This is a genomic window from Glutamicibacter sp. GQ173, assembly GCF_059759215.1.
The window spans coordinates 196,636-219,522 of the sequence record NZ_JCAXDT010000003.1 but is presented as its reverse complement, the minus strand read 5'-3'; the positions used below and the strand labels follow the sequence as shown (position 1 = coordinate 219,522).

Sequence of the window (22,887 nt, the reverse complement as noted above, 5' to 3'; positions counted from 1 at the left end):
ATCCCCCAGCCTGCGCAGCTGGAGGATCACTGGTGGCATAGATTCCCACACGGATCTATGCCTGCTTGAGCGCGCTAACTGGTTGATAGTCACGCAAAACTACAGACCTGCGAACCATCGCACGCAAATCTTCGACCTTCTCGCCACCCTGTGGCATCGCTCGCAGCTGCACCAGCACATTGCCCAACGCAGTGCATTCCACAGGCCCGGCAATGACCGGCACCCGAGCGAGGTCAGCGGTGCGCTGGCAGAGCAGTTCACCTTGCGACCCGCCGCCGACAATATGGATCTCTTCCAGCTCGAATCCCCCCAGCCGGGCCGCTTCATGGGCTTGGGCGGCAAAGCTGGCGGCCAACGACTCAAGAACCACGCGGATCAGCTCGGCAGGAGTTTCTGGCGCTGATCCGCCAGCAAGGGCGATCGCGTCGCTGATGCGTGCCGGCATCTGCCCCGGGGCAAGAAACTGCTCATTTTGCGGATCGATCAGCACCTGCGGCACAGGTAGCGTCGCGGCCTGGCTGAGCAGGTCGGCCAGGTGAATCTCCGGCCGACCGGCAAGCTCGGCTTGCTGGTTCCAGTAGCTCACCGATTCGCTGAGCAAGAAGGTTCCGGTGACGTTCTTGAGGAACCGCACCGAACCATCCAGGCCCAGTTCGTTGGTGAAACCGGCTGCCTGGGCTTGGGCCGTGAGCACCGGATCGGCCAGTTCCACACCGACTAGCCCCCAGGTTCCGCAGGAGATGTACGCTGACTTTTCTCCCGTTAACGGGGTCGCCGCGACGGCACTGGCGGTGTCATGCGAAGCAACGGCCACCACCTGCACAGAGCCTGCGGCACCGAATTCCCGTGCCAGCTGGGGGCGCAAGGCCCCGACTTCCTCTCCCGGATGCACCATCTGGGCAAGCTTGCCGGTAACCCCGAGCGCCTGCGCCAGTGGCTCATCCCAGGAACCGGTGCGCTGGTTAAGCAGCCCCGTAGTGGAAGCATTGGTCCACTCGCAGCGAGCCTGGCCGGTCAGCAGCCAGTTGACGTAGTCGGGCACGAGAAGCAGCTGGTCTGCCGATTCCAACCGGCTGTCCTGCTGTTCAGCCTGCAGCTGGTACACGGTGTTGAACGGCAGGAATTGCAGCCCGTTGCGTTCGAAAAGCTCGACCCGGCTGAACTTGTGTTCCAGGTCTGGAACGGCGAGCTCATTGCGCGGATCCCGGTAGTGGCGCACTTGCCCCAGGCGCTGCCCATCCTTGAGCAGCGCATAGTCCACAGCCCAGGAGTCGACCCCGATGCTGGAAATGTCCGGGCGCAGTTCAAAGGCCTTCTTGACCCCTTGGCGGATCTGCGACCACAACTCATCGATATCCCAGGCCAAGGCCTGCGCCGGGGCATCGGCCTGCAGCCGGGCCAGCGGCACCGGCCCGTTGGCGAATCGGTGGACGAGGGTCAACTGGACCTTCCCGTCCACCAGCTCGCCAATCATGACCCGGCCGCTGGTGGCGCCCAGGTCAATGGCTGCGACCGGGGTTCCCGTTTCTTTCTGGCTCATCGCAGGAACGCTGCAGCAACCCCAGAATCCACTGGAATGTGCAACCCTGTGGTGCGGGTTAATTCGGGTCCGGTCAGTACATATACCGCATCGGCAATATTTTCCGGGATGACCTCGCGCTTGAGGATCGTGCGGTTTGCGTAGAACTGGCCCAGGTCTTCTTCGGCTACGCCATAGGTCGCGGCGCGCTGGGCGCCCCATCCCGAGGAGAAGATCCCTGAACCGCGAACGACGCCATCTGGATTGATGCCATTCACCCGGACACCATGCTCGCCCAGTTCAACGGCCAGCAATCGCACCTGGTGGGCCTGGTCGGCCTTGGTGGCGGAGTACGCGATATTGTTCGGGCCGGCAAAAACTGAATTCTTGGACGAGATGTAGATGATGTCCCCGCCGAGCTTCTGCTCAATCAGCACCTTGGCGGCGGCCTTGGAGACGAGGAACGAGCCCTTGGCCATCACGTCATGCTGCAAATCCCAGTCAGCTTCCGTGGTCTCCAGCAGCGACTTCGACAGTGACAGGCCGGCGTTGTTGACCACCAGATCCAGCCCGCCAAAGGCCAAGACGGATTCGTCGATGGCCGCCTGCACGGCGCCGGCATCGGCCACATTGGCGGCCACGCCGACGGCAACATCCGCATCGCCCAATTCAGCGGCGGCAGCTTGTGCCTTGGCCAGGTCGAGATCGGCGATCACCACGCAGGCGCCTTCGGCAGCAAGCCGCTGGGCCACGGCCTTGCCGATCCCCGAGGCGGCCCCGGTCACCAGTGCGATGCGCCCGGCATGGGACTTGGGCCGGGGCATGCGCTGCAGCTTGGCCTCTTCCAGCGCCCAGTATTCAATGCGGAATTTTTCCGCATCCGAAATCGGGGTGTAGCTCGACAGAGCTTCGGCGCCGCGCATGACGTTGATGGCGTTGAGGTAGAACTCGCCGGCCACCCGCGCGGTTTGCTTGTTAGCACCGTAGGAGAACATGCCCACGCCGGGAACCAGAACGATCAACGGGTCCGCGCCGCGCATGGCCGGGGAGTTCTCGTCCTTGTGGGTCTCGTAGTAGCGCCGGTAGTCCTCGTGGTACTCCAGGTGCAATTCGTTGAGCCGCTCCAGCTGCTCTTCGATGCTGGCCGAAGCTGGCAGGTCCAGGACCAATGGCTTGATTTTGGTCCGCAGGAAATGATCTGGGCAGCTGGTGCCCAGTGCCGCGAGCTGCGCCAGCTTCTGGCGGGAAAGGAAGTCCAGGACCCGCTCGTCATCGCAATAATGGCCGACCATCGGCTTGTCTGCGCTGGCCAGGGAGCGGATGGTCGGGGCCAGTGCCGCGGCGCGGGTTCGGCGCTCGGAGTCAGGCAGGGCCTCGAAGCCTGGAACGACTGCGCCAAATGGCTCAGGCGCCCCATGTTCCTGGATGTATGCGGCAGCGGTGTCGATGATCCACAGCGAATTGGCCTCGGACTCGTCGCTGGTATCGCCCCAGGCCGTGATTCCGTGGCCGCCCAGAATGCAGCCGATAGCTTGTGGATTCTCTTCCTTGATCCGCGCGATATCCAACCCGAGCTGGAAGCCAGGACGCCGCCAATCCACCCAAGCCACCTTGCCGCCGAAAATCTTGGCTGTGAGTTCCCGGCCGTCCTTGGCGGTGGCGATGGCAATGCCGGAGTCGGGATGCAGGTGGTCGACGTGGTTGGCTTTGACCAGTCCGTGCATGGCGGTGTCGATGGAGGGTGCTGCGCCGCCCTTGCCGTGCAGGCAGTAGTCGAATGCCGCTACCATTTCGTCTTCGCGATCCACGCCGGGGTAAACCTCAACCAGCGAACGCATCCGGTCCAAGCGCAGCGTGGACAGGCCCTTTTCGGTCAGTGTTCCCAGATCGCCACCGGATCCCTTGACCCACAGCAATTCGACGCTCTCCCCGGTGACCGGGTCGATGGCGCTGCCCTTGGCCGAGGTGTTGCCACCGGCGTAATTGGTGTTCTTCTTGTCTTGGCCCAGGCGGTTGGAGCGCTCGATGAGCTGAGCTGCCGTGCTGGTGTCCATTGATGCGATGCTTTGTGTCATGATTCTCTCGGTAGTTCTTCTCGGGGATCCACGCAGGCGCTTACGCGTCGACCTTGTGGGGTGCGACCAGCTTGCCGTAGCGTGCTACTTCAATTTCTTCCAGGGACTTGCCGCGGGTTTCGGGAGCCCAGATGGTTCCGATCAGCAGGGCCGCGGCCAGCAGGCCCAGGATCAGCAGGCCGAGCTTTTCCAGGCCCATGCTGGTGAGCAGCACCGGGAAGACCAGCGAGAGCAGGCCAACCATGACGCGGGCGAGCATGAACAACATGCCCTGGGCGCTGGCGCGGTACGTGGTGGCGAACAGCTCCGCGGTCCACAGGCCATAGAAGGCCTGCGCGCCGATGCCGGCTGAAATACCCCAGGCCACCGCGTAGAACAGCAGCGAGAACGCTCCGGGCGGAACGAAGATCAGCACCGCCCAGGCGACGATGCCCAGCAGGGCCCCGGCGAAGTACAGCCAGCGGCGCGAAACCCGGTCGCCATATTTCATGAAGCCGAAGTAGGTGGCCGCGGCGGTCAGCATCCAGACCAGGACCTGGAGCAAGTTCTGCTGGGTGGCCGATTCAACGCCGGCAGCTTCATAGACACGCGGCTGGAAGATTCCGGCCTGGCCTGCCACGGTATTCCACAGGCCGTAAACACCGATCAGGAACAGCAGTGCCGACCAGTTCTTGCGTTCGGCCAGCAATCCGCGGATGCCAGAGAAGAAGGACAATTTGGTTCCATTGGCCAGCTCGGTGGCCCGCTGCTCTTTCCAGCGGGTGGATTCCGGCAGGCCTCGGCGGACCCACCAGGTTACCGCGGCGACGATGAACAGGTGGAAGAAGATCAGCCGCGATCCGCTCACGCCCATCGGCTCGACCATGATGGCCAGGGCAAAGCCCACGGCCGGGCCAAAGGACCAGGCCAGCTGTGCGGTGCCCACATGGGCGGCGCGTGATTCCTCGGGCGCCTCTTCGGCGATGTAGGTCCAGGAAGCCGGCACGCCAGCGCCCACGGCAATACCCATGAGCACCACTCCCACCACCAGCAGCGTGGTGTTGAAGGTGAAGGTGATCAGCAAGGCACCGATCATGAAGAGAATCAGGTCATAGGTGTAGATGAATTTGCGGCCCAGGCGGTCGCACAATGGGCCGCCGATCATGGCGCCCAGCGCCGCGCCAAAGGCATTGGCGGACACAGCGGCAATCACGCCGACCAGCGCGTCGTCAAAGCCGAATGTCGACTGCCACAAGCTCAGGCTGGTGGCCAGGGCGATAATGGCGCCAGCCTCGATGTAGTTGCTCATCGCCACCGCGATGGTGGCTTTCCATCCAGAGATGCCGCGCTTCGTTGCTGCGGTACGCATTTATGCTCCCCATCCTGCTTGAACCCCGCCGACGCGTTCGGCTTCAATGCGGTTTTGGTAGTCCGATGAGCGGAAGGCCTGCATCGGATCTGCCGGCAGGCCGCGTTCGGCGCGCCAGGCTTCAAGTTCCGAACGGATATCGGTGTAGAACGCGTTCATGAAGATCTCGTTGGCGGCCAGCACGTCCCCGGAAATCTGCGCCTCGGTCAAAGCGACGCGATCGATCAGCAGGGCGCGGGCGGTCATTTCCTGGACGTTGAGCACGCTGCGGATCTGGCCCTGGATCTTGTTCTCGACATTGTGGCACTGGTCAAGCATGAAGGAAATAGTGCTCTGCTCCTCCAGCCCGCCACCGCGAATCACCTCGGCCATAATGCGGAAGAGCTGATATGGATCCGCGGATCCGACGATCAGGTCATCGTCGGCGTAGAAGCGCGAGTTGAAGTCGAAGGAGCCCAGCTTGCCCAGGCGCAGCAGCTGCATCACGATGAACTCGATGTTGGTGCCCGGTGCGTGGTGACCGGTGTCGAGGCAGACCATCGCGCGCTCCCCCAAGGCCGCGACCTGGGCGTAGGAGGTGCCCCAGTCTGGAACATCGGTGTGGTAGAAAGCCGGCTCGAAGAACTTGTACTCCAGCACCAGGCGCTGCTCGCCGGTGAGCCGGGCGTAGATTTCTGCCAGCGAATCCGCGAGGCGGTCCTGGCGTCCGCGCATATCGGCCTGCCCGGGGTAGTTGGATCCTTCGGCCAGCCAGATCTTCAGGTCCTGGCTGCCCGTTGCATCCATGACGTCAATGCATTCGAGGTGGTGGTCGATGGCTTTGCGGCGGATCTTTGGATCCTCGTGGGTCAGCGCACCGAACTTGTAGTCATCATCCTGGAAGGTGTTGGAGTTGATCGTTCCCAGGCGCACGCCCAGATTTTCGGCATGGGTGCGCAGCGCGGTGAAGTCCTCGACCTTGTCCCATGGAATATGCAGGGCCACCGAGGGTGCCAGGCTGGTGAGCCGGTGCACTTCGGCGGCATCGGCAATCTTTTCAAAGGGATCTCGTGGCGTGCCCGCGGTGGAGTAGACCTTGAAGCGGGTACCGGAGTTGCCGTAGGCCCACGAAGGGACCTCGATAGCCAGCCGGTTGAGGGTTTGCAGGTTCTCGGGGCTCAGCGTTGCGCCCATAGACCTCTCCATTTCTGTCAATGCGGTGAACTAGTTCTTGGTTGCTGGAAGGCTTGCCAGCTGGTCTTCGAGGTTGAACACTTCAGTGAGCCGTTGGGCCCGCTGGTCTGCGCGGCCGTCGAGGCTGACGAAGAATTGCGACATCTGCGCTTCCCATGTCGCGGTGCGCGGATCGGCGTCGAGGGCCGCTTGGGCAGCGTCGTCATCGTCGGTTTCGTAGTAGCCGATGAGCAGCCCGTCGCCACGAAGGAAGAGCGAGTAGTTCCGCCGCCCGGCCTCCTCGATTGCCTGGAGCATCTGCGGCCAGACTTCTCGGTGGCGTTCGATGTATTGATCCATGAGCTCGGGGAGAACTTGTAGCTGGAAGCAAACTCGCACGGGTTTTCCTTATCTGCGCCAAACGTCGATGCTAGTGGTGCCGGCGATTCCCTATTTCAAAAAATGAATCGTTTCAATCACTCGGTTTATTGAGTGTAAGACACTTCACTCCGGAAGATCAAGCGGGATTTGCATTATCGACGAAAACTTTTGAAACCTTTCAATTAAGGACTGCATTGAGCTGGTTACCGCAGCCCGGGATATACTCGCAAGATCAGCACCTTCGATCAGAACAGGAATTCTCTGTGGCCGTCAGCGTTAAGGAAGTCGCCGCCGAAGCCGGAGTTTCCGTGGGCACCGTTTCCAATGTGCTCAACCGCCCCGAGGTAGTCTCAGAACGCACCGTGACCAAGGTGACCGCAGCCATTGAAAGGCTCGGTTTTGTCCGCAACGATGCCGCCCGGCAATTGCGCGCGGGACACAGCCGGAACTTTGGGCTCGTGGTCCTCGACGGGCGCAACCCCTTCTTCATGGATGTCACCCAGGGCGCACAGCACCGAGCCCTGGAAAACGGCTACACGGTACTGATGGGTTCCAGCGACAACTCGCTCACCACCGAACAGCAGCTGCTGGATCTCTTTGACGAGCAGCGCGTGGCCGGGGTGCTCATCTCCCCCATGCACAGCGACCTGAGCCGCCTCTGGAAAATTCGCGAGGCTGGCACCCCAGTGGTATTGGTTGACCGCGGCAGCGGAGACCGCAGTTTCTCCTCCGTGTCGGTCAACGACGTTGAAGGCGGCCGCATCGCGGTGCAGCATCTGGTTGATCTTGGCCGCAAGAACATCGCGTTTGTCGGCGGACCGCAAAGCATCGTGCAGGTCCAGCACCGTCTTGAAGGAGCCCAGTCGGTCATCGCAGGCACCGCCGACACTGTGCTCCAGCACATGCCAACCAGGCAATTGACAGTTCTGGAAGGCCGGGCCGCCGGCGAGCGCATCTTGGCCATGGACCCAGCTGAACGCCCCGATGGCATTTTTGCCGCCAACGACCTGCTGGCCCTGGGCATCCTGCAAGCGCTCGTGATGTCCGGATCGCTCCGTGTCCCCCAGGACATCGCTCTGGTGGGCTACGACAACATCGACTTCGCCGAATCAGCGGTTGTCCCCATCACCACGGTGCGCCAGCCGGCGGAGGAAATCGGGCGCACCGCCGTCGACGTGCTGCTGCGCGAGGCGGAGGCAGGCGCTGACGCAGTGCGCGAACAGTTCGTTTTCACTCCGAAGCTTGTCATCCGCGAATCGACTGCGGGTGCAGGCACCGCGGGCTGATGGCTTGCTGATTGCTTCCTCAAAGCGGGCTCGGTGAAGATGCATCCACCGCGCATCTGATGCTAGGTTGGCCGTCCAGCCAACGAAAGGAATGGAAGCATGACTGCAAATAATCCAGAAGCCTTCCTGGACAAGGACGAAGCCGAAGTGCCGGACGCCATCTCCGACCCTGCGCGCAATGATGAGGTCGGCCAGGACTGGACCGACGAGGGCGGGGCAACTCCCGATGGCGCTGCCATCGACGGCATCGACGACTGAATACCCGCTAGCCCCATTGCCGCGGCGGGAGGCCCTTGGCACAGTGTCCCGCCGCGGCGCACGCCAGCCGGTGGCCACAGGCGGCCATGCTAGCGTTTTCCGTTAGTACTGCTGCTGCCGCATCTTCCAGGGGACCTTCACGTTATGGCTAAACAACCAGACCTCAGTGCTGTCTCCCTGCCTCAGATCGCAGCTGTGATCACCGTGGTCGACTACGGATCGTTCACCGCGGCCGCAGACATCCTCGGAATCTCGCAGCCCTCGCTCTCCCGCCGGATCCAGTCCCTCGAACAGGGCCTGGGCCTGCCAATTTTCCGGGCCGCGGGGCGCACCATGCAGTTGACCGAGGCCGGCCGCGCCATCGTGCCGGCGGCGCGTCGAATCCTCGACGAGCTGGCCTCGATCAACGCCATGGGTGCTTCGACCAGGGAGCTGAAAACCGGTTCCCTGCGCATCGCAGGCCTGCCGTCGCTCATTGGCAGTGTGCTGCCGGAGTATGCAGGCAAATTCCATCAAAAGCATCCCGGCGTTCACTTGGAAATACTCAGCGTCCAGGACCACGATGAACTGGTGGAGGCGATTCGCCTGGGCGGCGCCGATGCGGCCTTCGGTGTCAGCCACGCAGTCCCGGCAGACCTGGAAACCCAACTGGTCTGCCACCAGGAATTCTCGGCAGTGCTCCCCGCGAACCTGGACGCCGCCAACGAGCTCAACGCGCTGCTGCTAAGTGATTTGACCTTGATCAGCCTGCCCCAGCCCACCTCCATCCGCAAGGTGACCGATGAGGTTTACCGTTCGCTTGGCTGCACCCCGCCGCGGGTCATCACCACGGTCCAGCGCGATGCCCTGGTGCCGCTGAGCATTGCCAGCGGCGGGATCACGATGATCCCCCGCACCATGGCCAGCACGGCGGAAGTCTTTGGGGGAAAGCAGCTGGCGCTGCCAGCTGGAACCGGCCGGGCCATCGGCGTGATCTACCGGCGCGACCCGTTCCAGAATCCTGCGTTGGCAGAGTTCTTGCACTTCTTGTGAGCCATTGCACCGGCACGAGGGTTTGCCATGCAGTGATTGGCCTGCGCGACCTGCCATAGCTTCGGCGCATGGATCCGATCGCCAATTCTATTGGTGCAGTGCATGGCTCTCGTGATCGTCTGGAGGTTGACCCATGACCAGATGAAGAACGCAGGAGGCCCCTAGATGACCGAGCTTCGAATCCGACCTCACCGCCGGCGCATCACGCTTCTGCTCGTCTTTGCACTGGTCATTGCCCTGGTTATTGCTGCAGGCGGGCTCTGGTTCAAGCTGCAGGGCAACATCTCCACAGCATCCATGCGCAGCTCCGAATCGGCCGCTCCCGATTCGAGCCACGGGCTGAATCTGCTGCTGCTCGGCTCCGATACCCGCGACCTTGAAGCCTCGGGGTTTGGCAAGGGCAGCGGTGCCCGCAGCGACTCCATGGTGCTGGTCCATGTGGCCGCGGGCAACAAGCGCATCGACGCGGTGCAGATTCCGCGTGACACCCTGGTTGACATGCCGGCCTGCGAAGACACCGGGCATGGGTCCTTTTCCGGCGGCGTGGCCATGATCAACTCGGCGCTGAACTACGGTCCGGCCTGCTCGGTGGCCGCCGTTGAGGCACTGACCGGGGTGCAGCTGAACCACTTCATCGAGATCAATTTCGAAGGCTTCATCTCCATTGTCGATGCCCTGGGCGGAGTCAATGTCTGCCTGCCGCAGCCCATGAAGGACCCCAAGGCCAAGCTCGATCTGCCAGCCGGCGACCAGAAGGTTAATGGCACCGATGCCCTGGCTCTGGCCCGAACCCGCCACGCTGTGGGCGATGGCAGCGACATCGCCCGGCTGGGCCACCAGCAAATGGTCATGTCTGCCATCGTCCAGCAGGCTACCAGCCGTGAAACGCTGGCCCGTCCGGACCGGTTGTACTCGTTCCTGGACGCTGCGACCTCGTCCTTGACGGTTGACCCCGGCTTGAGCTCGCTCTCGGATCTCACGGCTCTGGCAGCCCGGGCCCAAGCGGTCCCTTCAGATGACATCACCTTCATGACCATGCCCTGGTCGCCGGCACCGCAGAACCGCAATCGCGTAGTCCCCTCCGTAGACGCAGAATCACTTTTTGCCAGCCTCCGGGAAGACGCGCCGGTCGCCCTCGCAGGCACACAGCCCGGCAAGAACTCCGATGCTGGCACGTCCGCCGCAGGCAATGGCCGCGAAGCGAGCGTGCACATCATCAATGCTGCCCGGGTAGCGAATCTCGCCGGCGACTACGCCAAGAAGGCCAGCGAACAAGGGTTCACGATTTCCAGCATCGGAAACGCCGCCAGCGTGCAGGGCGCTACCACCTTGCTGGCAGCCGACACAGATCAGGCGCAGCAAACCGCCGTGGCCCTGGCCAAGGAGCTCAATCTGGATCTCAAGCCGGAAACCGCCGCCGTCGACGGAGTCCAGCTGCACCTGGGCCAGGACTATCAGAGCGTAGAGAAGCCGGAAAAGTCACCGGTGAAAACCACCAATCGCAAAGCCAGCCAAAGCCTGTGCGGCTAATCGTTCGGTTCTAGAACTCCGCGTCCAGGTTCTCGTTGATTTCCTCGATGCTGAACACTGCCGGGTCAAAATCGTCGCCTGGGTATAGTGACGCGTCTTCAGGAATTACGTCCTGCATCATGGTCAGCGGCTGCTCATCCTTCAGCTCTTCGACCATCTCGTTCCAGTTCAGCGCTCCACCGCTATCTTCCAGCGGCCCCATACGGCGTCCACCGATGCACCGCGGCAGCTGGCCGTCATCGGCCTTGAGAACATCCTCGACCTCGATGCCGATCCGCCAATCATCTCCGAAGTCATACGCGTAGGCCAGGCGGTCCTTGGGCTGTTTGAACAGCTTGGAGAGCAGTACCGTCGACTCGTCGATATCGCTCTTCATATGCGGGTTCTGTGGACCATAACTGACCTTGTAGTTCTTCCCGTAGAACTGGTGCAGGTGCGTATCGGACCAGTCGAAGCTGATCTGGATGATGTCGTGCAGGTCGGCCAGATTCAGGTCGGCGGGCACCATCACGCGGCGCCAGATGGGCGGCTTGGCTTCGCGCAGGGTGAGCTTGAGCTGCAGCACTTTGCCCTTATACGGTTCGGTGCGCTTCAGGCGCTTGGGCTCTTCCTGGAGCTCTTCGGATTCCGCAAAAAGGTCTGCCATGTCCGGTTCCAAGGGTGCATCGTCTCCTGGTTCTTCGCTGTCGAGGTCGGTCAATGCCAGGCGGACAATGCCCGGAATGCCGTAGGTGCTTCCTTCGTTCACCAGGCCGAGGGAACGCAACAGCTCCATGCGCTGATGCGCACCGGCCCAAGCAGCTTCCGGGAACAACTCGTCGCGGGCTGCAGCAACCGAATGCGCTTCTCCGTCAACCGCCTCCAGCAACCAGAGGTTCGCGAGGCCCCACGACTCAAGTCCCGACTCATCGCTGCGCTCTGGCTGCTCCAGAAGCAGGTCAAGGACGGTTTTGAGATAGGCGTAATTGCTCTCGAAGGAGGTCGCAGTGTCCGCTGCGATGAAGTCACGCGCGTTGTTGCCGTATTCCGGGACAGCAGCGGTTTTGGTGTCCAGCGCTCCAGCCATTTCGAGGGCAGAAAGCAGCACCGCGGCAACGTTGTTCCGGCTCGGAGCATCTAGATCCTTCGGGAACAGCCCGCGTACAGCGTGAGCGGCTTGGGGAATGAATTCCGGGCCGGGACCAGCCGCCCAGTAGCCATGGCCGGTGGTGGTGGCCCAGGCAAGGAGCACGCGGCCCATTTTGGAGACCTGCATTTGAGCGATTTCAGCCACCGCGGCCTCCGCCGATTCCGGGACATCCAACGGCTTTTTTGCGCTTGGCTCGTTGAACGGGTCATCGGAATTGATCGATTCCAGCAGCCATTCAAGACCCGCTGGGTCACCATCCCATAGTCCGTTTTCGCGCAAGAAGTCCAGGTAGACGGTCCACGCGGTGAACACGAGATCGCGCAGTTCCCCGGAGTCATCATCCGGGTCCTCGGCTTCTTCAAATTCGATGGTCGCGGTCAACACGGTGAAGAGCTGCGGCGGATCAAAATCGGTGACGCTGCGCAGTTCTATTGCCTCGGCGTAGAAGCCCAGCGTTTCGCCCACTGCGGCCAACACCATGGGAGCCAGCTCGCTATCCCCATGCTGGGCTTCGAGCCACCGGGTGAACTGCACCGCGAGGGCGTCCAAACCGCGCTTCACTTTCGCCCGCTCTATGGAGATGACATCCCCTTGCAGGCGTGCCGGGTGCCCTTGCTTGGGCTTCTGCTTCTTCTTTTTCTTGGCCACCGAGCTGCTCCCCTGATCACTTTTCTCTTACCTCTAGGCTACGTGCCAACTGGCCCATGCGAGGGGGAACGAACCGCGTTGCTTCAACAGCGAACAGCCATGAGCCATCTGCCTGCATCACTGCTTCCACATGATTCGAGAGACAAAGTTTCTTCGGTCCCGGCGACGCGTTGGAGCCTCCGGCCAATGGCGCCTAGGATTTGAAGGAGCGCTGCATCTCCCCTTCGGCACTCAGGCGGGTTTGCTCGGCAACTTTGATGACTCGGTCAATGACGGTTCGCGTACTTACCCTGGTCCGGGCTTCGGGCCGGGTCAGAATATCAATCTGGCGCCCAAGCGAGAGGTCCGCCAGCGGGCGGAGCACTATCTGTTCCCGGAAGTTCGGCGTCAGCCCGGTATATCGAGGCAGCAACCCGACTATTCGGGTTTCGGCAATAATCGCGGCGACCAGGTTGAACTCGTTCACGCGATGCGCGATCTGGATTGGGTTGCCGGCACTGGCAAACATCGCTTGCACGAGCAGCGGCTCCAGAGCGAACCCCTCATGCGCCGCGACCCAGGTTTCACCTGCTAGGTCAGCCAGGCGCACGGTATCCTGCTGCGCCAAGGGATGCTCGCGGTGCAGTGCCACATCGATTGGCTCTTGCAGGACAGGCGTAACGTGCACCCTGTTGCCCGGCCAGGATTCTGAGGCCAGCGGACGGTGCGCAATGACCACATCATGGTCGGAGACCAGATTGGCGAACTCGTTGATCGAAACGTCTTCATCCCGGCAGCGGACCATGGGCCCATCCGGATCGTTCAAGCCGCTGGCGATCAGCGCCGGAAACCAGGCAAGACCGGCACTGTGGAAGGCGGTAACAGAAACGGTCTCCCTGGAGCCCGTCAGATACTCCGAGACGGAATTCTCGGCACGGGCAAGGGCCTCCAGCACTTCGCCACCGGCATCCGCAAGCCGTTCTCCGGCCGGAGTGAGCACCAGTACGCGGCCCCGTTGTTCGGTCAGCGGGATGGGCACGCTTCGTTGCAACGCAGCCAACTGCTGCGATACGGCAGATGGGGACAAATGCAATGCTTGGGATACCGCGGTAACAGAACCCCTGTCTCTTAGTTCGCGCAGGGTTCGAAGATGATGCACTTCCATGAAGTTCAGCTTACTGGATGTTGAAGATAATGGCCGTTGTTCTTAATGGTTGAGCTTTCTACAGTAATAACATGCCTAGTGTTCCACCGACAGTCCGCCGTGTCCTTCCCGATGTCCTCCTGCTGCTCATTGCAATAATGTGGGGCGGCAGCTACTTGGCAGCCCAGGATCTTGCGGTCGCCTCATCTGCCGCAGCCGTAATGTGCATCAGGTTCCTTCCCTCAGCGGCGATCCTGCTTTGCATCAATTTCGCCCGGCCCGCTGTTCGGCTCCGGGATTCAACCCTGCCCGGCATCCTTCTGGGTATCTTGCGTACCGCGACCATTGCGCTGGAAACCATTGGCGTCACGCTCACCAGTGCCACCAATGCCGGACTCATCATCGCCGTTTCCATTCTCCTTACCCCAATCCTCGAATCCCTGCACGCCAAGAGGCGGCTTTCAACATCCTTGATCGCCAGCGTCCTGCTTGCCCTGCTCGGGATTACGCTGCTCGTGGGCGGCAACGGATTCTCCGGGATCAATCCCGGAGATGGATTGATGCTCGCCGCTGCGGCCACCCGGGCCCTGCTCGGTGTTGCCGAGGCACGGTTCACCGTTGGCCGGAGAACCGATGTACTGGGGCTGACCACAGTTGAGATCGCTTTCGGAGCGGTAATTTTCACCGTATGGGGCAGCAATTCGTTGATGGAACATTTGCCGGTGTTCAGCATCGCGAACTGGTTGACCGTTGTTTACCTCTGCTTGGGCTGCACCATCTTTTCCTTCTTGGGCCAGCTGTGGGCCACAAAGCACACGTCGGCTTCACGCGCCGGCATGCTTCTTGGCACAGAACCAGGATGGGCGCTATTCGCCGGAGTGCTTTTGGCTGGCAACAAGATCAGCGCGCTGGGATACGTAGGTGCACTGGTGCTTCTTGTTGCCACTTGGTGGGGTGCACGGGCCGAACAGAGATGGCGGGAAGGAGCCCCAGCCATCAACAAGAACCTCGCCCGGGCAACAGCACAAGCTGGCGGAACCTGAGCCGGCGCGCAGAAGTTATCAATCCAGACCGCGCTGGTACCCATGACGAAATCTTTATTGCGCTAAGGCCCGCGTTGGTAGGGTGGCAACATGATCAATACTGCGCAATTGCACTCGGATCTCTCCCGGCTTGCTCGCGAAACTGCGATGATGTCCGCTACGGTGCAGGCCTTGTCCACCGAAGAATTAGCTGCCGGATCCTTGTGCGAGGGCTGGAGCCGCGCCCACGTCATCGCGCACCTGGCTTCCAACGGCCGCACCCTGGTGAAGCTTGTCGACTGGGCCACCAGCGGAGAGCCGCAAAAACTCTATGCGTCGCAGGAAGCTCGCAACGCCGAAATCAACCAGCTGGCCGCGCTGCCCCGCGAGGAACTGATTGCTGCTTTTGACGAATCTGCCAAGTACTTTGCGCAGCAGTGCGAGCGCCTGGCTGGTGAGCTAGCGGTGGAAGAAGTCGACCTGCACGGCAAGATCATCCCGGCCGCTGACATCGTGGCCCTGCGAATCACTGAAGTGGCCATCCACCATCACGATCTCGATACCGCCTGGACCATTGGGGAAGCCGATCCGGCTTCCCAAAAAGATGCCATCCAGGCTGCGGTGCGCACCATGCGCGCCAAAAATGCTCCAGGCATGACACTTCTCAGCGAAGAAGGCGACACTTGGGTCGTCGGTGATGGCTCGCTGACCGTCCGCGCCAACCGCGCAGGCTTGGTTGAATGGCTGGCCCGGGGCAATACCCGCAACATCAAAGCCGACGGACCGATTCCCGGCCTTCCAACCTGGTAGCCGCCTCGCCCACGTGTGCCCACCCGTGATTTTGCCTTGGCTAACCGGGAGAATGGGCATGGCCCGCTCGTCCAGCTGAAAAGGAACCGGTCTTGATCCCCGTTATTGTGCTCACCGGATATCTCGGCGCGGGCAAAACCAGTCTGCTCAATGGCTTGTTGACCCGTCCGGGAACCCGAGTTGGCGTGATCATCAACGATATCGGCAAGATCAATGTTGATACCGGCCTGATCACCGGGCAGATTGATGCCGCCGAATCCATTGCCGGCGGCTGTGTGTGCTGCCTTCCGGACAGTGGCGGGCTGGACGAGCTGCTGGAAAAGCTGGCCCAGCCAAAGCTCCGCTTGGACGCAATCATCGTTGAAGCCAGCGGCGCCGCCGATCCGATCAATGTGGATCGGCTCCTGCGCTACGGAAACGCGCCCGGGGTGCGCCCTGGAGGCATCATCGATGTCATCGACGCGGTGCAGCACGAACATACGGTGGACACCGCGGCCATGGCGCCTGCCCGCTTCACCGCGGCCAGCCTCGTGGTGGTCAACAAGCTGGATATGCTCCCGGAAAAGGCAAGGGACGCGACCTTCGCGCGGATCAGCGACAGGGTCCGCGAGACGAACCCGCAGGTGGCCATCGTTCCCGCTTCGCACGCCGCCATAGATCCTCAGCTGGTCTTTGATATCGCCATGAATGAAGATCCGTCGGATGAGCTTCCGCTGGCCGCTGCTTCACGGGCCGAACATGACCACAGCCATGCGCCGCATGCCCACGCAGTCACCGTGCTCTGCCCCGAGCCAGCAGATCCGGGAGCTCTGCTGGATCTTCTCGAGAACCCGCCGGCAGACGCTTACCGGCTCAAGGGCCACGTAAAATTGCGGACCGGTCGCGGCACGCAACGCTTTCTGGTCAACATGGTCGGAAGGCAACCACATCTTCAGTTGGCCACACCAGGTTCTGACCCTCCCGATGACGCTCTAGTCGCAGTTGGAGTCGAGCTGGATGAGCAACGGGTCGGTGATCGCTTGCGCACTTCGTTGCAACCAGCCCTCGCAGAACCGACCTCGCAAAGTCTCACGCGTCTTGAGCGTCGCTTGATCCTCAGTTCACCCGCTGAACAGCGTCAAGACGTGCTGATCGACGACGACGAATCTGTGACTAGTTGAGCGCGGAATTGTAGTTGATGAGCAGCCGGCGATTTCAGAAACCGAGTGCTTACCGGCATTAATTCGGACTGATTGTAATTGTGGTCAAATAAAACCGGGGCCAGCACCTGCGCAAATCCCGTTGCACCGGCCCGCCATGTCCTGGTAAAGATGAAACATCACTCGGACAGTGAATCGGATAAGGCGTGCCGGCAATGCGGCGGGTTGCGCGGGTACTGGCCCCGGAAGATTATTGTCGCGCCAGCTTACAACGCGATCTGGCGGTTCTGGTCCTTGTAGAGCAGGTAGCGGAAGTTGTCCGGGCCGCCGGCGTAGCAAGCCTGCGGGCAGAAGGCGCGCAGGGACATGTAGTCCCCGGCCTCAACCTCAACCCAGTCGCCGTTCAGGCGGTACACGCCCTTGCCCTCAAGCACGTACAGGCCGTGCTCCATGACGTGGGTTTCGGCGAATGGGATGGATGCGCCCGGCTCGAAGGTCACGATGTTCACGCCGAAGTCGAAGGCCACATCGTTCGGGTCGAGCATGCGGGTGGTGCGCCATTTGCCATCGGTGCCTGGCATGGCACCGGGCTCGACGTCCCGCTCGTTGCCAACCACTGGGCCCGGGGCATCCACGCCGGCCAGTGGCTCGTAGCGCTTGCGCAGCCAGTGGAAGCTGGTGAGCTCGGTGCCGTCATTGCGTGCCGACCAGGTGGCCCCTGCTGGCAGGTAGGCGAAGCCGCCGTCTTCGAGCACATGCTCGGTGCCTTCGATGACCACGGTCAGCTGGCCGGCGAGCACGAAGATGAAGCCCTGGACTTCTGCCTGCGGCTCCGGCTTGGTGGATCCGCCGCCTGGGGCAACTTCAACAATGGACTGGGCGAAGGTGGTGGCACCGCCGGCGACCGGGCGGTTCAGAACCCAGGCGCGGGTGTTGGTCCACTCGGGGAAGACGCTGGTGACGATGTCGCGCAGCACGCCCTTGGGGATGACCGTGTAGGCCTCGGTGACGATGGCGCGGTCGGTGAGCAGATCGCTCTGCGGCGGGTGCCCGCCGAAGTTCGCGAAATAGGATGAGGAGTTCTGGATTGCTGGAACAGTCATGACAGGATCCTTAGGCGTGGGAGCGATTCAGCGCGATCGCTTCGAGTTCGGACAGGGTGATCTGGGCTAGTTCGGCGACTTCCTCGGCGCTCACCGCACCACAGGTGACCCCGCGGTGGATGTAGCGGGCAAGGGCCCGGGCGGTGGCGGGCTCATCCATGATCGTGGAGCTGATCTGGTGGACGTAGTTGCGCAGTCGGGTGCCGGCCGCTTGCAAGCCCTCGCGGAAGAATGCGAAGGTGGCCAGATAGCGGGTGGGCAACTGGTTTTCGTGCAGGTCCCAGCCCTGGTAGATGCCGCGGGCCAGGTGGCGGGAGACCAGCCGGGCGTGCAGCGCCCAGGCCTCGGCCATATTTTCCGGGTCGCCAGCGGGGATGATATTGGTCGAGCCATCGGATAGCTCAACTCCGGTGCCGGCAACAGCTACCTGCATGACGTCCTTGGCGTAGTCAGCCACCGGGTGTTCCATGGACTGATAGCCGGCGGCCACACCCAGCGAGGCGGAGTAGTCGTAGGTCCCGTAGTGCAGGGAAGATACCCGGCCTTGGCCTGCGTGGATCAGCTGGGCCACGGGATGGGTGCCGTCGGCGGCGATGATCACCTGCGGGGTCTCGACCTGGACTTCGAAGCGGATCTTGCCCGTTTCAAGTCCGTGCGCCTGCTCCAGCTCTTCGGCGAGCAGCACCATGGCCTTGACCTGGTCCACGGTGGTGACCTTGGGCAGGGTCAGGCGCAAGCCAGCAGGCAGTTGCCCATGGGAAAGTAGCTGCGAAATAAACAGCCCCAGGGTGCGGATGCCACGGGCCCTGGTCGGTGCTTCGAAGCATTTGAAGCGGATGCCGATGAAGGAGGGAGCCTTGTTGGCGGCCACGGCCGCAGCGAGCGAGTCGGCCGCGGCCAGCACGGCTGCGTCCTCCTCGGCATCGCTGCGATTGCCGAAGCCGTCTTCAAAGTCGATGCGCAAGTCTTCGATGGGTTCGCTGGCCAGCTTGTCGGCCACCAGCTCGGCCAGGCGCTGCGGCTCGGCCAGGTTCAGCTTGGCCGCCAAGGCGGACAAGCCCATGAGGCCGCCGGCAGCCGCAATGGCGTTCCGGCCCCAGGCCGCAGGCAGGTCGGGGGTGTACTTGTCGCCCGGAACATACACGGTATGGATGGGCTGGCGTGCCCCGGAATCGCCCGGGTAGGACTGTTCCAGCAACTGGTCTGTGCCGGCCAGCAGCGTTTCTACGCTGTCCAGCGTGGACTCATCGAAGGGGTTGATCATGGCTTGCTCACGTACTCCTTTTCCAACAGTTCATATGCGCCAGTGGTGAGGAAGTCCGCGAAGTCCTCATCCTTGCCGCTGGTCAGGGTGGCGATCAGCTGTGCAGCTGGCTCGTAGTAGGCCTTGAAGTGTTCGTCATTGTCGACCTCGCCGCGCAGGCGTTCCACCTCTTCGCCCAGAATGGTGGACACCAATTCTGCGGTGATGGTGTTGCCCGTGTCGGCAGCCACCACCTCATTGCGGATCTGCTGCCAGATCTGCGAACGGGAGATCTCGGCGGTGGCAGCATCTTCCATCAGGTTGTGGATGGCCACCGCGCCGTTGCCCGAAAGCCAAACAGCGGTGTAGGCCACGGCCACGTAGAGGTTGGCACGCACGCCGGCTTCGGTGACATCGCCCGGGGCACTGGAGACGTCGAGCAGCTGGGCTGCGGTGACCTCGACCTCTGGACGCTGGCGGTCGATCTGGTTGGGCTTCTCGCCCAGCTTGGCGTCGAAGACTTCCTTGCAGATGCCCACCAGATCCGGGTGGGCCACCCAGGAGCCGTCGAACCCGTCGTTGGCTTCACGGGTCTTGTCATCGCGGACCTTCCCGAAGGCAGCCGCGGTGACTTCTGGTTCGCGGCGGTTCGGGATGACTGCGGCCATGCCGCCCATCGCGAAGGCTCCACGCTTGTGGCAGGTCTTCACCAGCAGTTCGGTGTAGGCACGCATCATCGGTGCGGTCATCGAGACTGCGGAGCGGTCCGGCATGATGAACCCCTCGCCGGCTTCGCGGAAGGTCTTGATGATGGAGAACAGGTAATCCCAGCGGCCGGCGTTCAGGCCCGAGGCGTGTTCGCGCAGCTCGTAGAGGAATTCTTCCATCTGGAATGCAGCTGGAATAGTTTCAATGAGCATGGTGGCGCGCACGGTGCCGTGCGCGATGCCCAGCTCGGCCTGGGCGAAGGTGAAGATCTCGTTCCACAGGCGGGCTTCGAGGTAGTGCTCCATCTTCGGCAGGTAGTAGAACGGTCCCTGCCCGGACTCGGCGAGCAGCTTCGCATTGTGGAAGAAGTGCAGGCCGAAGTCCACCAAGGCGCCGACGGCAGGCTTGCCGTCCACCAGCACGTTGTTTTCCGTCATGTGCCAGCCGCGTGGGCGAACCACGACCACTGCGCGTGGCGCATCAGTGCGCAGCTCATAGGACTTGCCGGTCTTGGCATCGGTGAAGGCCAAGGTTCCGCGGGCGGCAGCCGAGAGGTTGGAGATGGCGTCAATGACGTTGAACCAGCTCGGGGTGGAAGCGTCTTCCAGGTCGGCCAGCCAGACCTTGGCGCCGGAGTTCAGGGCGTTGATGGCCATCTTGGCCGGAGAGGCCGGACCGGTGATTTCTACCCGGCGGTCGCGCAGAGCTTCTGGAGCTTCAGCGACTTTCCAGTCGCCGGTGCGCACCGATTCGGTTTGCGGGTCGAAGTCGATGGCCTTGGCATCGGAGAATTCCTTGCGGCGCACCGACCGGGCGGCCAGCAGCTCGTCGCGAGTTCCGGCGAACTTCTGGTGCAGCTTCTGGATGAAAGCTAGGGCGTCATCGGAGAGGATCTGCTGGGCATCAGCGACATCAGGGATGCTGGTAATTGAAATACTCATGAGTTGTTCCTTAACCTCTTGTGCTCTTTTGCACTGCTCTGTTCCATGTATGGATGCTTTGACATGCACCCAATTGACTTGCTGCAACCTGCTCTGCCGTGACGGCATTGGCTGCCAGTTCATGATCTCGGCGATCCAAAAGATTTCCGTATAGTGGATACTATTATCCTCAAAATGAAAATGCAAGGGGTGTTTGCAACCTCATACACGGATTTTTGTCGATGAATTATCGGATCGTGGAAGAAATGCCGGTTTTTAGGCTATTGTTGAGACGAGGATTTCGCATCGTAGAACTTACACGTAAGCTACTTCCAAAATGAGTGCCTTAACTAAGGAGCAAAAGATGACGCAGACTTCCAGCAAGTCCACTACTGGCGGCGTGCAGTCCGTTGAACGCGCATTTGAGCTCCTGGAAGTCATCGCCCGCGCCGGCGGCGAGGCGGCGCTGAGTGAACTGGCCGCCGACACTCCCCTGCCGTTGCCGACGATCCACCGCCTGCTACGCACCTTGGTAGGAGTCGGCTATGTCCGCCAGCTGCCCAACCGCCGCTATTCCCTGGGTCCGCGCTTGATTCGCCTGGGTGAAGTCGCCAACCGACAGCTCGGCGCATTGGCTTCCCCGGTACTCAAGGATCTGGTCGCCAAGCTTGGCGAATCAGCCAACATCGCCGTACTGGATGGCGATATGGTCACCTACATCGCCCAGGTGCAGTCTGCGCACTCGATGCGCATGATCACCGAAGTCGGACGCCGCGCCATGCTGCACAACTCCGGGGTCGGCAAGGCCGTGCTCTCGGTGCTTGACGATGAGCGCGTGCAGCGCCTGGTTTCCCAGGCCGGCATGCCGCCGAAGACCGCCAACACCATCACCACGCTGGGCAAGCTGTTCACCGATGTCGAGGCCACCCGCGAACGCGGCTACTCCATCGACGAGGAAGAGCAGGAATTGGGCGTGCGGTGCATCGCCGTCCCGGTTCCCGGGGCCCCGACCCCGATGGCCATCTCGGTCTCCGGGCCGGTCACCCGCGTAGATGAGGCTTTCATCAAGTCTGCGGTGCCGGTGCTGCAAGAAGCAGCCAAGGAACTCGGCGTGCAACTGGTTGCCGCTGCCGACTAGTTTTTCACGGCAGCAACTTTTGGTGCCACCGCTGTCATCAGCGCCAGGGGAATCAGCACGATGCCCGCGATGGCGGCCAGTGTCGAAAAGGAACTCAGCGCCATCAAAGGGCCGGCTGCAAAAGCAGCTGTAGCGCCGCAGAGGTTGGAGAGCGCATCGACACCGCCCTGCACCGAGGCGCGGTCGTGCTTGCTGATCACCGTGGCAAACAAGGCGGATCCGGCAACGTTGATAAAGGACCAGCCCACACCAAGCAGAATCAGGCTGGCCATGATCCATCCCATGTTTTGCGGGTGCAACCCTCCGGCCAGAAGCGAGCCGGCAAGAATCGCCAGTCCTACGGCAATGGAGAGGCGATAGCCCCAGCGGTCTGCCACGTAGCCGACCAAAGGCGCCAGCGCATACATGCCAAGAATATGCAGCGAGATGGTCACCCCGACCAGCGAAACCGAGCCGCCATGATGGGTGACGTGAATCGGCGTCATCGTCATGATGGCCACCATCACCACCTGCGCGCTGAGGATCGCCACCACGGCATAGCGTGCGCGCTGGTTGTTGCGCAGCTCGGCGGCAAAGCGCTTGAGGCCGCCTCGATGGCGAACAGGCAGCGCCGCGCCTGCCAATTGGTCAGTCTCGCGGTTGAGCAATAGGGGGTCCGGGCGCATGAGGAGGAATACCAACAGGCCAGCAACCAGCATGGCGACACCTGCAATGAGAAACGCCCCGGCGTAGACGTGCAGTCCGGTCGCGTCGCTGATCCGCTGCGCAGGAATGCCTAGATTTGGGCCCAAGACTGTGCCGATGGTTCCCACCCATACGATCAGGGCCAGGCTGCGCCCCTTCTGGTCATCAGCAGCCAGATCCGTCGCGGCAAAGCGTGCCTGCAAGCTGATGGCCGACCCCGAACCAATCAACAGCAAACCAGCAAAGAGCGGAATCACCAGCTGGTACTGGGCCGCGGGAACCAGCAGCAAGGCGCCGAGGGCCGCCAGCCACCAACCGCTAGCCAGGGCAATGCGACGGCCGAATCGCGCTGCCAGGTTGCCTAGAGGCAGTCCCAGCAGAGCCGCGCCAAGGGTGCTGGCTGTGCGGGCAAGGCCCGCCCAGGCTTCGCTGGAGGTGGCCTCTTCAGCTAGCAGGATACCGATGGACGGGGCGACGCCCACTCCGATGGTCCCAAAGATCTGGGAGACTGCAAGGATCCACAATGTTCTTTTCTGAACCGTTCTGCGAGTCAGCTCGATCATTTCTCTCGCCCTTCCTTACACCCTCTAGGCAGCCGACGTTTTTGCTGCCGTCGCCAGAGTACGCGAGCGCAGTGGG

General features: G+C 62.0%; 19 protein-coding genes. 8 read left to right on the top strand and 11 right to left on the bottom strand.

The genetic code is table 11. The features are described 5' to 3' along the window. Positions 1–55: 55 nt before the first annotated feature. The 5 genes from AC6CHO_RS07010 to AC6CHO_RS06990 all read right to left on the bottom strand — a co-directional run bounded on the left by AC6CHO_RS07010 (position 56) and on the right by AC6CHO_RS06990 (position 6,493). Positions 56–1,540 (bottom strand): rhamnulokinase, encoded by a 1,485-nt coding sequence (locus AC6CHO_RS07010; protein WP_498214313.1) that lies wholly within the window; start codon positions 1,538–1,540, stop codon positions 56–58. Continuing rightward, positions 1,537–3,573: a bifunctional aldolase/short-chain dehydrogenase gene (locus AC6CHO_RS07005; protein WP_498214312.1), complete on the bottom strand. Its 2,037-nt coding sequence runs from the start codon at positions 3,571–3,573 to the stop codon at positions 1,537–1,539. The genes AC6CHO_RS07010 and AC6CHO_RS07005 overlap by 4 nt, the downstream gene beginning before the upstream one ends. A gap of 61 nt (positions 3,574–3,634) precedes the next feature. Further along, positions 3,635–4,942 (bottom strand): MFS transporter, encoded by a 1,308-nt coding sequence (locus AC6CHO_RS07000; RefSeq protein ID WP_444661421.1) that lies wholly within the window; start codon positions 4,940–4,942, stop codon positions 3,635–3,637. After that, the gene (gene rhaI / locus AC6CHO_RS06995; protein ID WP_498214311.1) at positions 4,943–6,115 is read right to left on the bottom strand and encodes an L-rhamnose isomerase; all 1,173 of its coding nucleotides are present in this window, start codon (positions 6,113–6,115) and stop codon (positions 4,943–4,945) included. A 30-nt stretch (positions 6,116–6,145) separates the two neighbouring features. Further along, positions 6,146–6,493 carry an L-rhamnose mutarotase gene (locus tag AC6CHO_RS06990; protein ID WP_498214310.1) on the bottom strand — a complete coding sequence of 116 codons (348 nt, stop codon included), beginning with the start codon at positions 6,491–6,493 and terminating at the stop codon, positions 6,146–6,148. Between the two features lie 245 nt (positions 6,494–6,738). Between AC6CHO_RS06990 and AC6CHO_RS06985 the strand changes: the two genes are divergently transcribed. The 4 genes from AC6CHO_RS06985 to AC6CHO_RS06970 all read left to right on the top strand — a co-directional run bounded on the left by AC6CHO_RS06985 (position 6,739) and on the right by AC6CHO_RS06970 (position 10,581). Then, positions 6,739–7,761 (top strand): LacI family DNA-binding transcriptional regulator, encoded by a 1,023-nt coding sequence (locus tag AC6CHO_RS06985; RefSeq protein ID WP_498214309.1) that lies wholly within the window; start codon positions 6,739–6,741, stop codon positions 7,759–7,761. 99 nt (positions 7,762–7,860) lie between these two features. Beyond that, positions 7,861–8,019 carry a hypothetical protein gene (locus tag AC6CHO_RS06980; RefSeq protein WP_498214308.1) on the top strand — a complete coding sequence of 53 codons (159 nt, stop codon included), beginning with the start codon at positions 7,861–7,863 and terminating at the stop codon, positions 8,017–8,019. Between the two features lie 144 nt (positions 8,020–8,163). Further along, positions 8,164–9,051, top strand: coding sequence for a LysR family transcriptional regulator (locus AC6CHO_RS06975; protein WP_498214307.1), 888 nt, complete (start codon positions 8,164–8,166; stop codon positions 9,049–9,051). 165 nt (positions 9,052–9,216) lie between these two features. Continuing rightward, positions 9,217–10,581 carry an LCP family protein gene (locus AC6CHO_RS06970; protein ID WP_498214306.1) on the top strand — a complete coding sequence of 455 codons (1,365 nt, stop codon included), beginning with the start codon at positions 9,217–9,219 and terminating at the stop codon, positions 10,579–10,581. Between the two features lie 10 nt (positions 10,582–10,591). On the opposite strand, the gene AC6CHO_RS06965 is transcribed toward AC6CHO_RS06970, so the two are convergent. Further along, a complete protein-coding gene (locus AC6CHO_RS06965) occupies positions 10,592–12,358 on the bottom strand; it encodes a plasmid pRiA4b ORF-3 family protein (RefSeq protein ID WP_498214305.1) in 1,767 nt (588 codons plus the stop codon). A 193-nt stretch (positions 12,359–12,551) separates the two neighbouring features. After that, positions 12,552–13,502, bottom strand: a complete 951-nt coding sequence (locus tag AC6CHO_RS06960; RefSeq protein WP_498214304.1) for a LysR family transcriptional regulator — start codon at positions 13,500–13,502, stop codon at positions 12,552–12,554. Between the two features lie 71 nt (positions 13,503–13,573). Here AC6CHO_RS06960 and AC6CHO_RS06955 point away from each other — a divergent pair, with 71 nt between their 5' ends. From AC6CHO_RS06955 to AC6CHO_RS06945, 3 genes are all read left to right on the top strand, one after another. Further along, positions 13,574–14,524, top strand: coding sequence for a DMT family transporter (locus AC6CHO_RS06955; protein ID WP_498214303.1), 951 nt, complete (start codon positions 13,574–13,576; stop codon positions 14,522–14,524). Positions 14,525–14,614: 90 nt separating this feature from the next. Beyond that, positions 14,615–15,313 (top strand): maleylpyruvate isomerase family mycothiol-dependent enzyme, encoded by a 699-nt coding sequence (locus tag AC6CHO_RS06950; RefSeq protein ID WP_498214302.1) that lies wholly within the window; start codon positions 14,615–14,617, stop codon positions 15,311–15,313. A gap of 92 nt (positions 15,314–15,405) precedes the next feature. Continuing rightward, the gene (locus AC6CHO_RS06945) at positions 15,406–16,473 is read left to right on the top strand and encodes a CobW family GTP-binding protein (RefSeq protein ID WP_498214301.1); all 1,068 of its coding nucleotides are present in this window, start codon (positions 15,406–15,408) and stop codon (positions 16,471–16,473) included. Between the two features lie 245 nt (positions 16,474–16,718). Here AC6CHO_RS06945 and AC6CHO_RS06940 read toward each other — a convergent pair whose 3' ends face one another. The 3 genes from AC6CHO_RS06940 to aceB are packed head-to-tail and all read right to left on the bottom strand — an operon-like array spanning position 16,719 to position 20,447. Continuing rightward, positions 16,719–17,555, bottom strand: coding sequence for a bifunctional allantoicase/(S)-ureidoglycine aminohydrolase (locus tag AC6CHO_RS06940; RefSeq protein ID WP_498214300.1), 837 nt, complete (start codon positions 17,553–17,555; stop codon positions 16,719–16,721). A 10-nt stretch (positions 17,556–17,565) separates the two neighbouring features. After that, positions 17,566–18,819, bottom strand: coding sequence for a DUF6986 family protein (locus tag AC6CHO_RS06935; protein ID WP_498214299.1), 1,254 nt, complete (start codon positions 18,817–18,819; stop codon positions 17,566–17,568). Further along, on the bottom strand, positions 18,816–20,447 hold the full coding sequence (gene aceB, locus AC6CHO_RS06930) for a malate synthase A (RefSeq protein WP_498214298.1): 1,632 nt from the start codon (positions 20,445–20,447) through the stop codon (positions 18,816–18,818). The genes AC6CHO_RS06935 and aceB overlap by 4 nt, the downstream gene beginning before the upstream one ends. A gap of 343 nt (positions 20,448–20,790) precedes the next feature. On the opposite strand from aceB, the gene AC6CHO_RS06925 reads away from it, so the two are divergent. Then, positions 20,791–21,564, top strand: coding sequence for an IclR family transcriptional regulator (locus tag AC6CHO_RS06925; protein WP_444661407.1), 774 nt, complete (start codon positions 20,791–20,793; stop codon positions 21,562–21,564). On the opposite strand, the gene AC6CHO_RS06920 is transcribed toward AC6CHO_RS06925, so the two are convergent. After that, on the bottom strand, positions 21,561–22,811 hold the full coding sequence (locus AC6CHO_RS06920; protein ID WP_498214297.1) for an MFS transporter: 1,251 nt from the start codon (positions 22,809–22,811) through the stop codon (positions 21,561–21,563). The two genes, AC6CHO_RS06925 and AC6CHO_RS06920, sit on opposite strands and share 4 nt — an antisense overlap. Positions 22,812–22,887: the final 76 nt, after the last annotated feature.

Coding starts and splice junctions, on each gene's coding strand:
- AC6CHO_RS06940 (WP_498214300.1), bottom strand. CDS start 17,555: ATGACTGTTCCAGCAATCCAGAACTCCTCATCCTATTTCGCGAACTTC.
- AC6CHO_RS06960 (WP_498214304.1), bottom strand. CDS start 13,502: ATGGAAGTGCATCATCTTCGAACCCTGCGCGAACTAAGAGACAGGGGT.
- AC6CHO_RS06975 (WP_498214307.1), top strand. CDS start 8,164: ATGGCTAAACAACCAGACCTCAGTGCTGTCTCCCTGCCTCAGATCGCA.
- AC6CHO_RS06970 (WP_498214306.1), top strand. CDS start 9,217: ATGACCGAGCTTCGAATCCGACCTCACCGCCGGCGCATCACGCTTCTG.
- AC6CHO_RS06925 (WP_444661407.1), top strand. CDS start 20,791: ATGACGCAGACTTCCAGCAAGTCCACTACTGGCGGCGTGCAGTCCGTT.
- AC6CHO_RS06920 (WP_498214297.1), bottom strand. CDS start 22,811: ATGATCGAGCTGACTCGCAGAACGGTTCAGAAAAGAACATTGTGGATC.
- aceB (WP_498214298.1), bottom strand. CDS start 20,447: ATGAGTATTTCAATTACCAGCATCCCTGATGTCGCTGATGCCCAGCAG.
- AC6CHO_RS07010 (WP_498214313.1), bottom strand. CDS start 1,540: ATGAGCCAGAAAGAAACGGGAACCCCGGTCGCAGCCATTGACCTGGGC.
- AC6CHO_RS06935 (WP_498214299.1), bottom strand. CDS start 18,819: ATGATCAACCCCTTCGATGAGTCCACGCTGGACAGCGTAGAAACGCTG.
- AC6CHO_RS06955 (WP_498214303.1), top strand. CDS start 13,574: ATGCCTAGTGTTCCACCGACAGTCCGCCGTGTCCTTCCCGATGTCCTC.
- rhaI (WP_498214311.1), bottom strand. CDS start 6,115: ATGGGCGCAACGCTGAGCCCCGAGAACCTGCAAACCCTCAACCGGCTG.
- AC6CHO_RS06980 (WP_498214308.1), top strand. CDS start 7,861: ATGACTGCAAATAATCCAGAAGCCTTCCTGGACAAGGACGAAGCCGAA.
- AC6CHO_RS07000 (WP_444661421.1), bottom strand. CDS start 4,942: ATGCGTACCGCAGCAACGAAGCGCGGCATCTCTGGATGGAAAGCCACC.
- AC6CHO_RS07005 (WP_498214312.1), bottom strand. CDS start 3,573: ATGGACACCAGCACGGCAGCTCAGCTCATCGAGCGCTCCAACCGCCTG.
- AC6CHO_RS06950 (WP_498214302.1), top strand. CDS start 14,615: ATGATCAATACTGCGCAATTGCACTCGGATCTCTCCCGGCTTGCTCGC.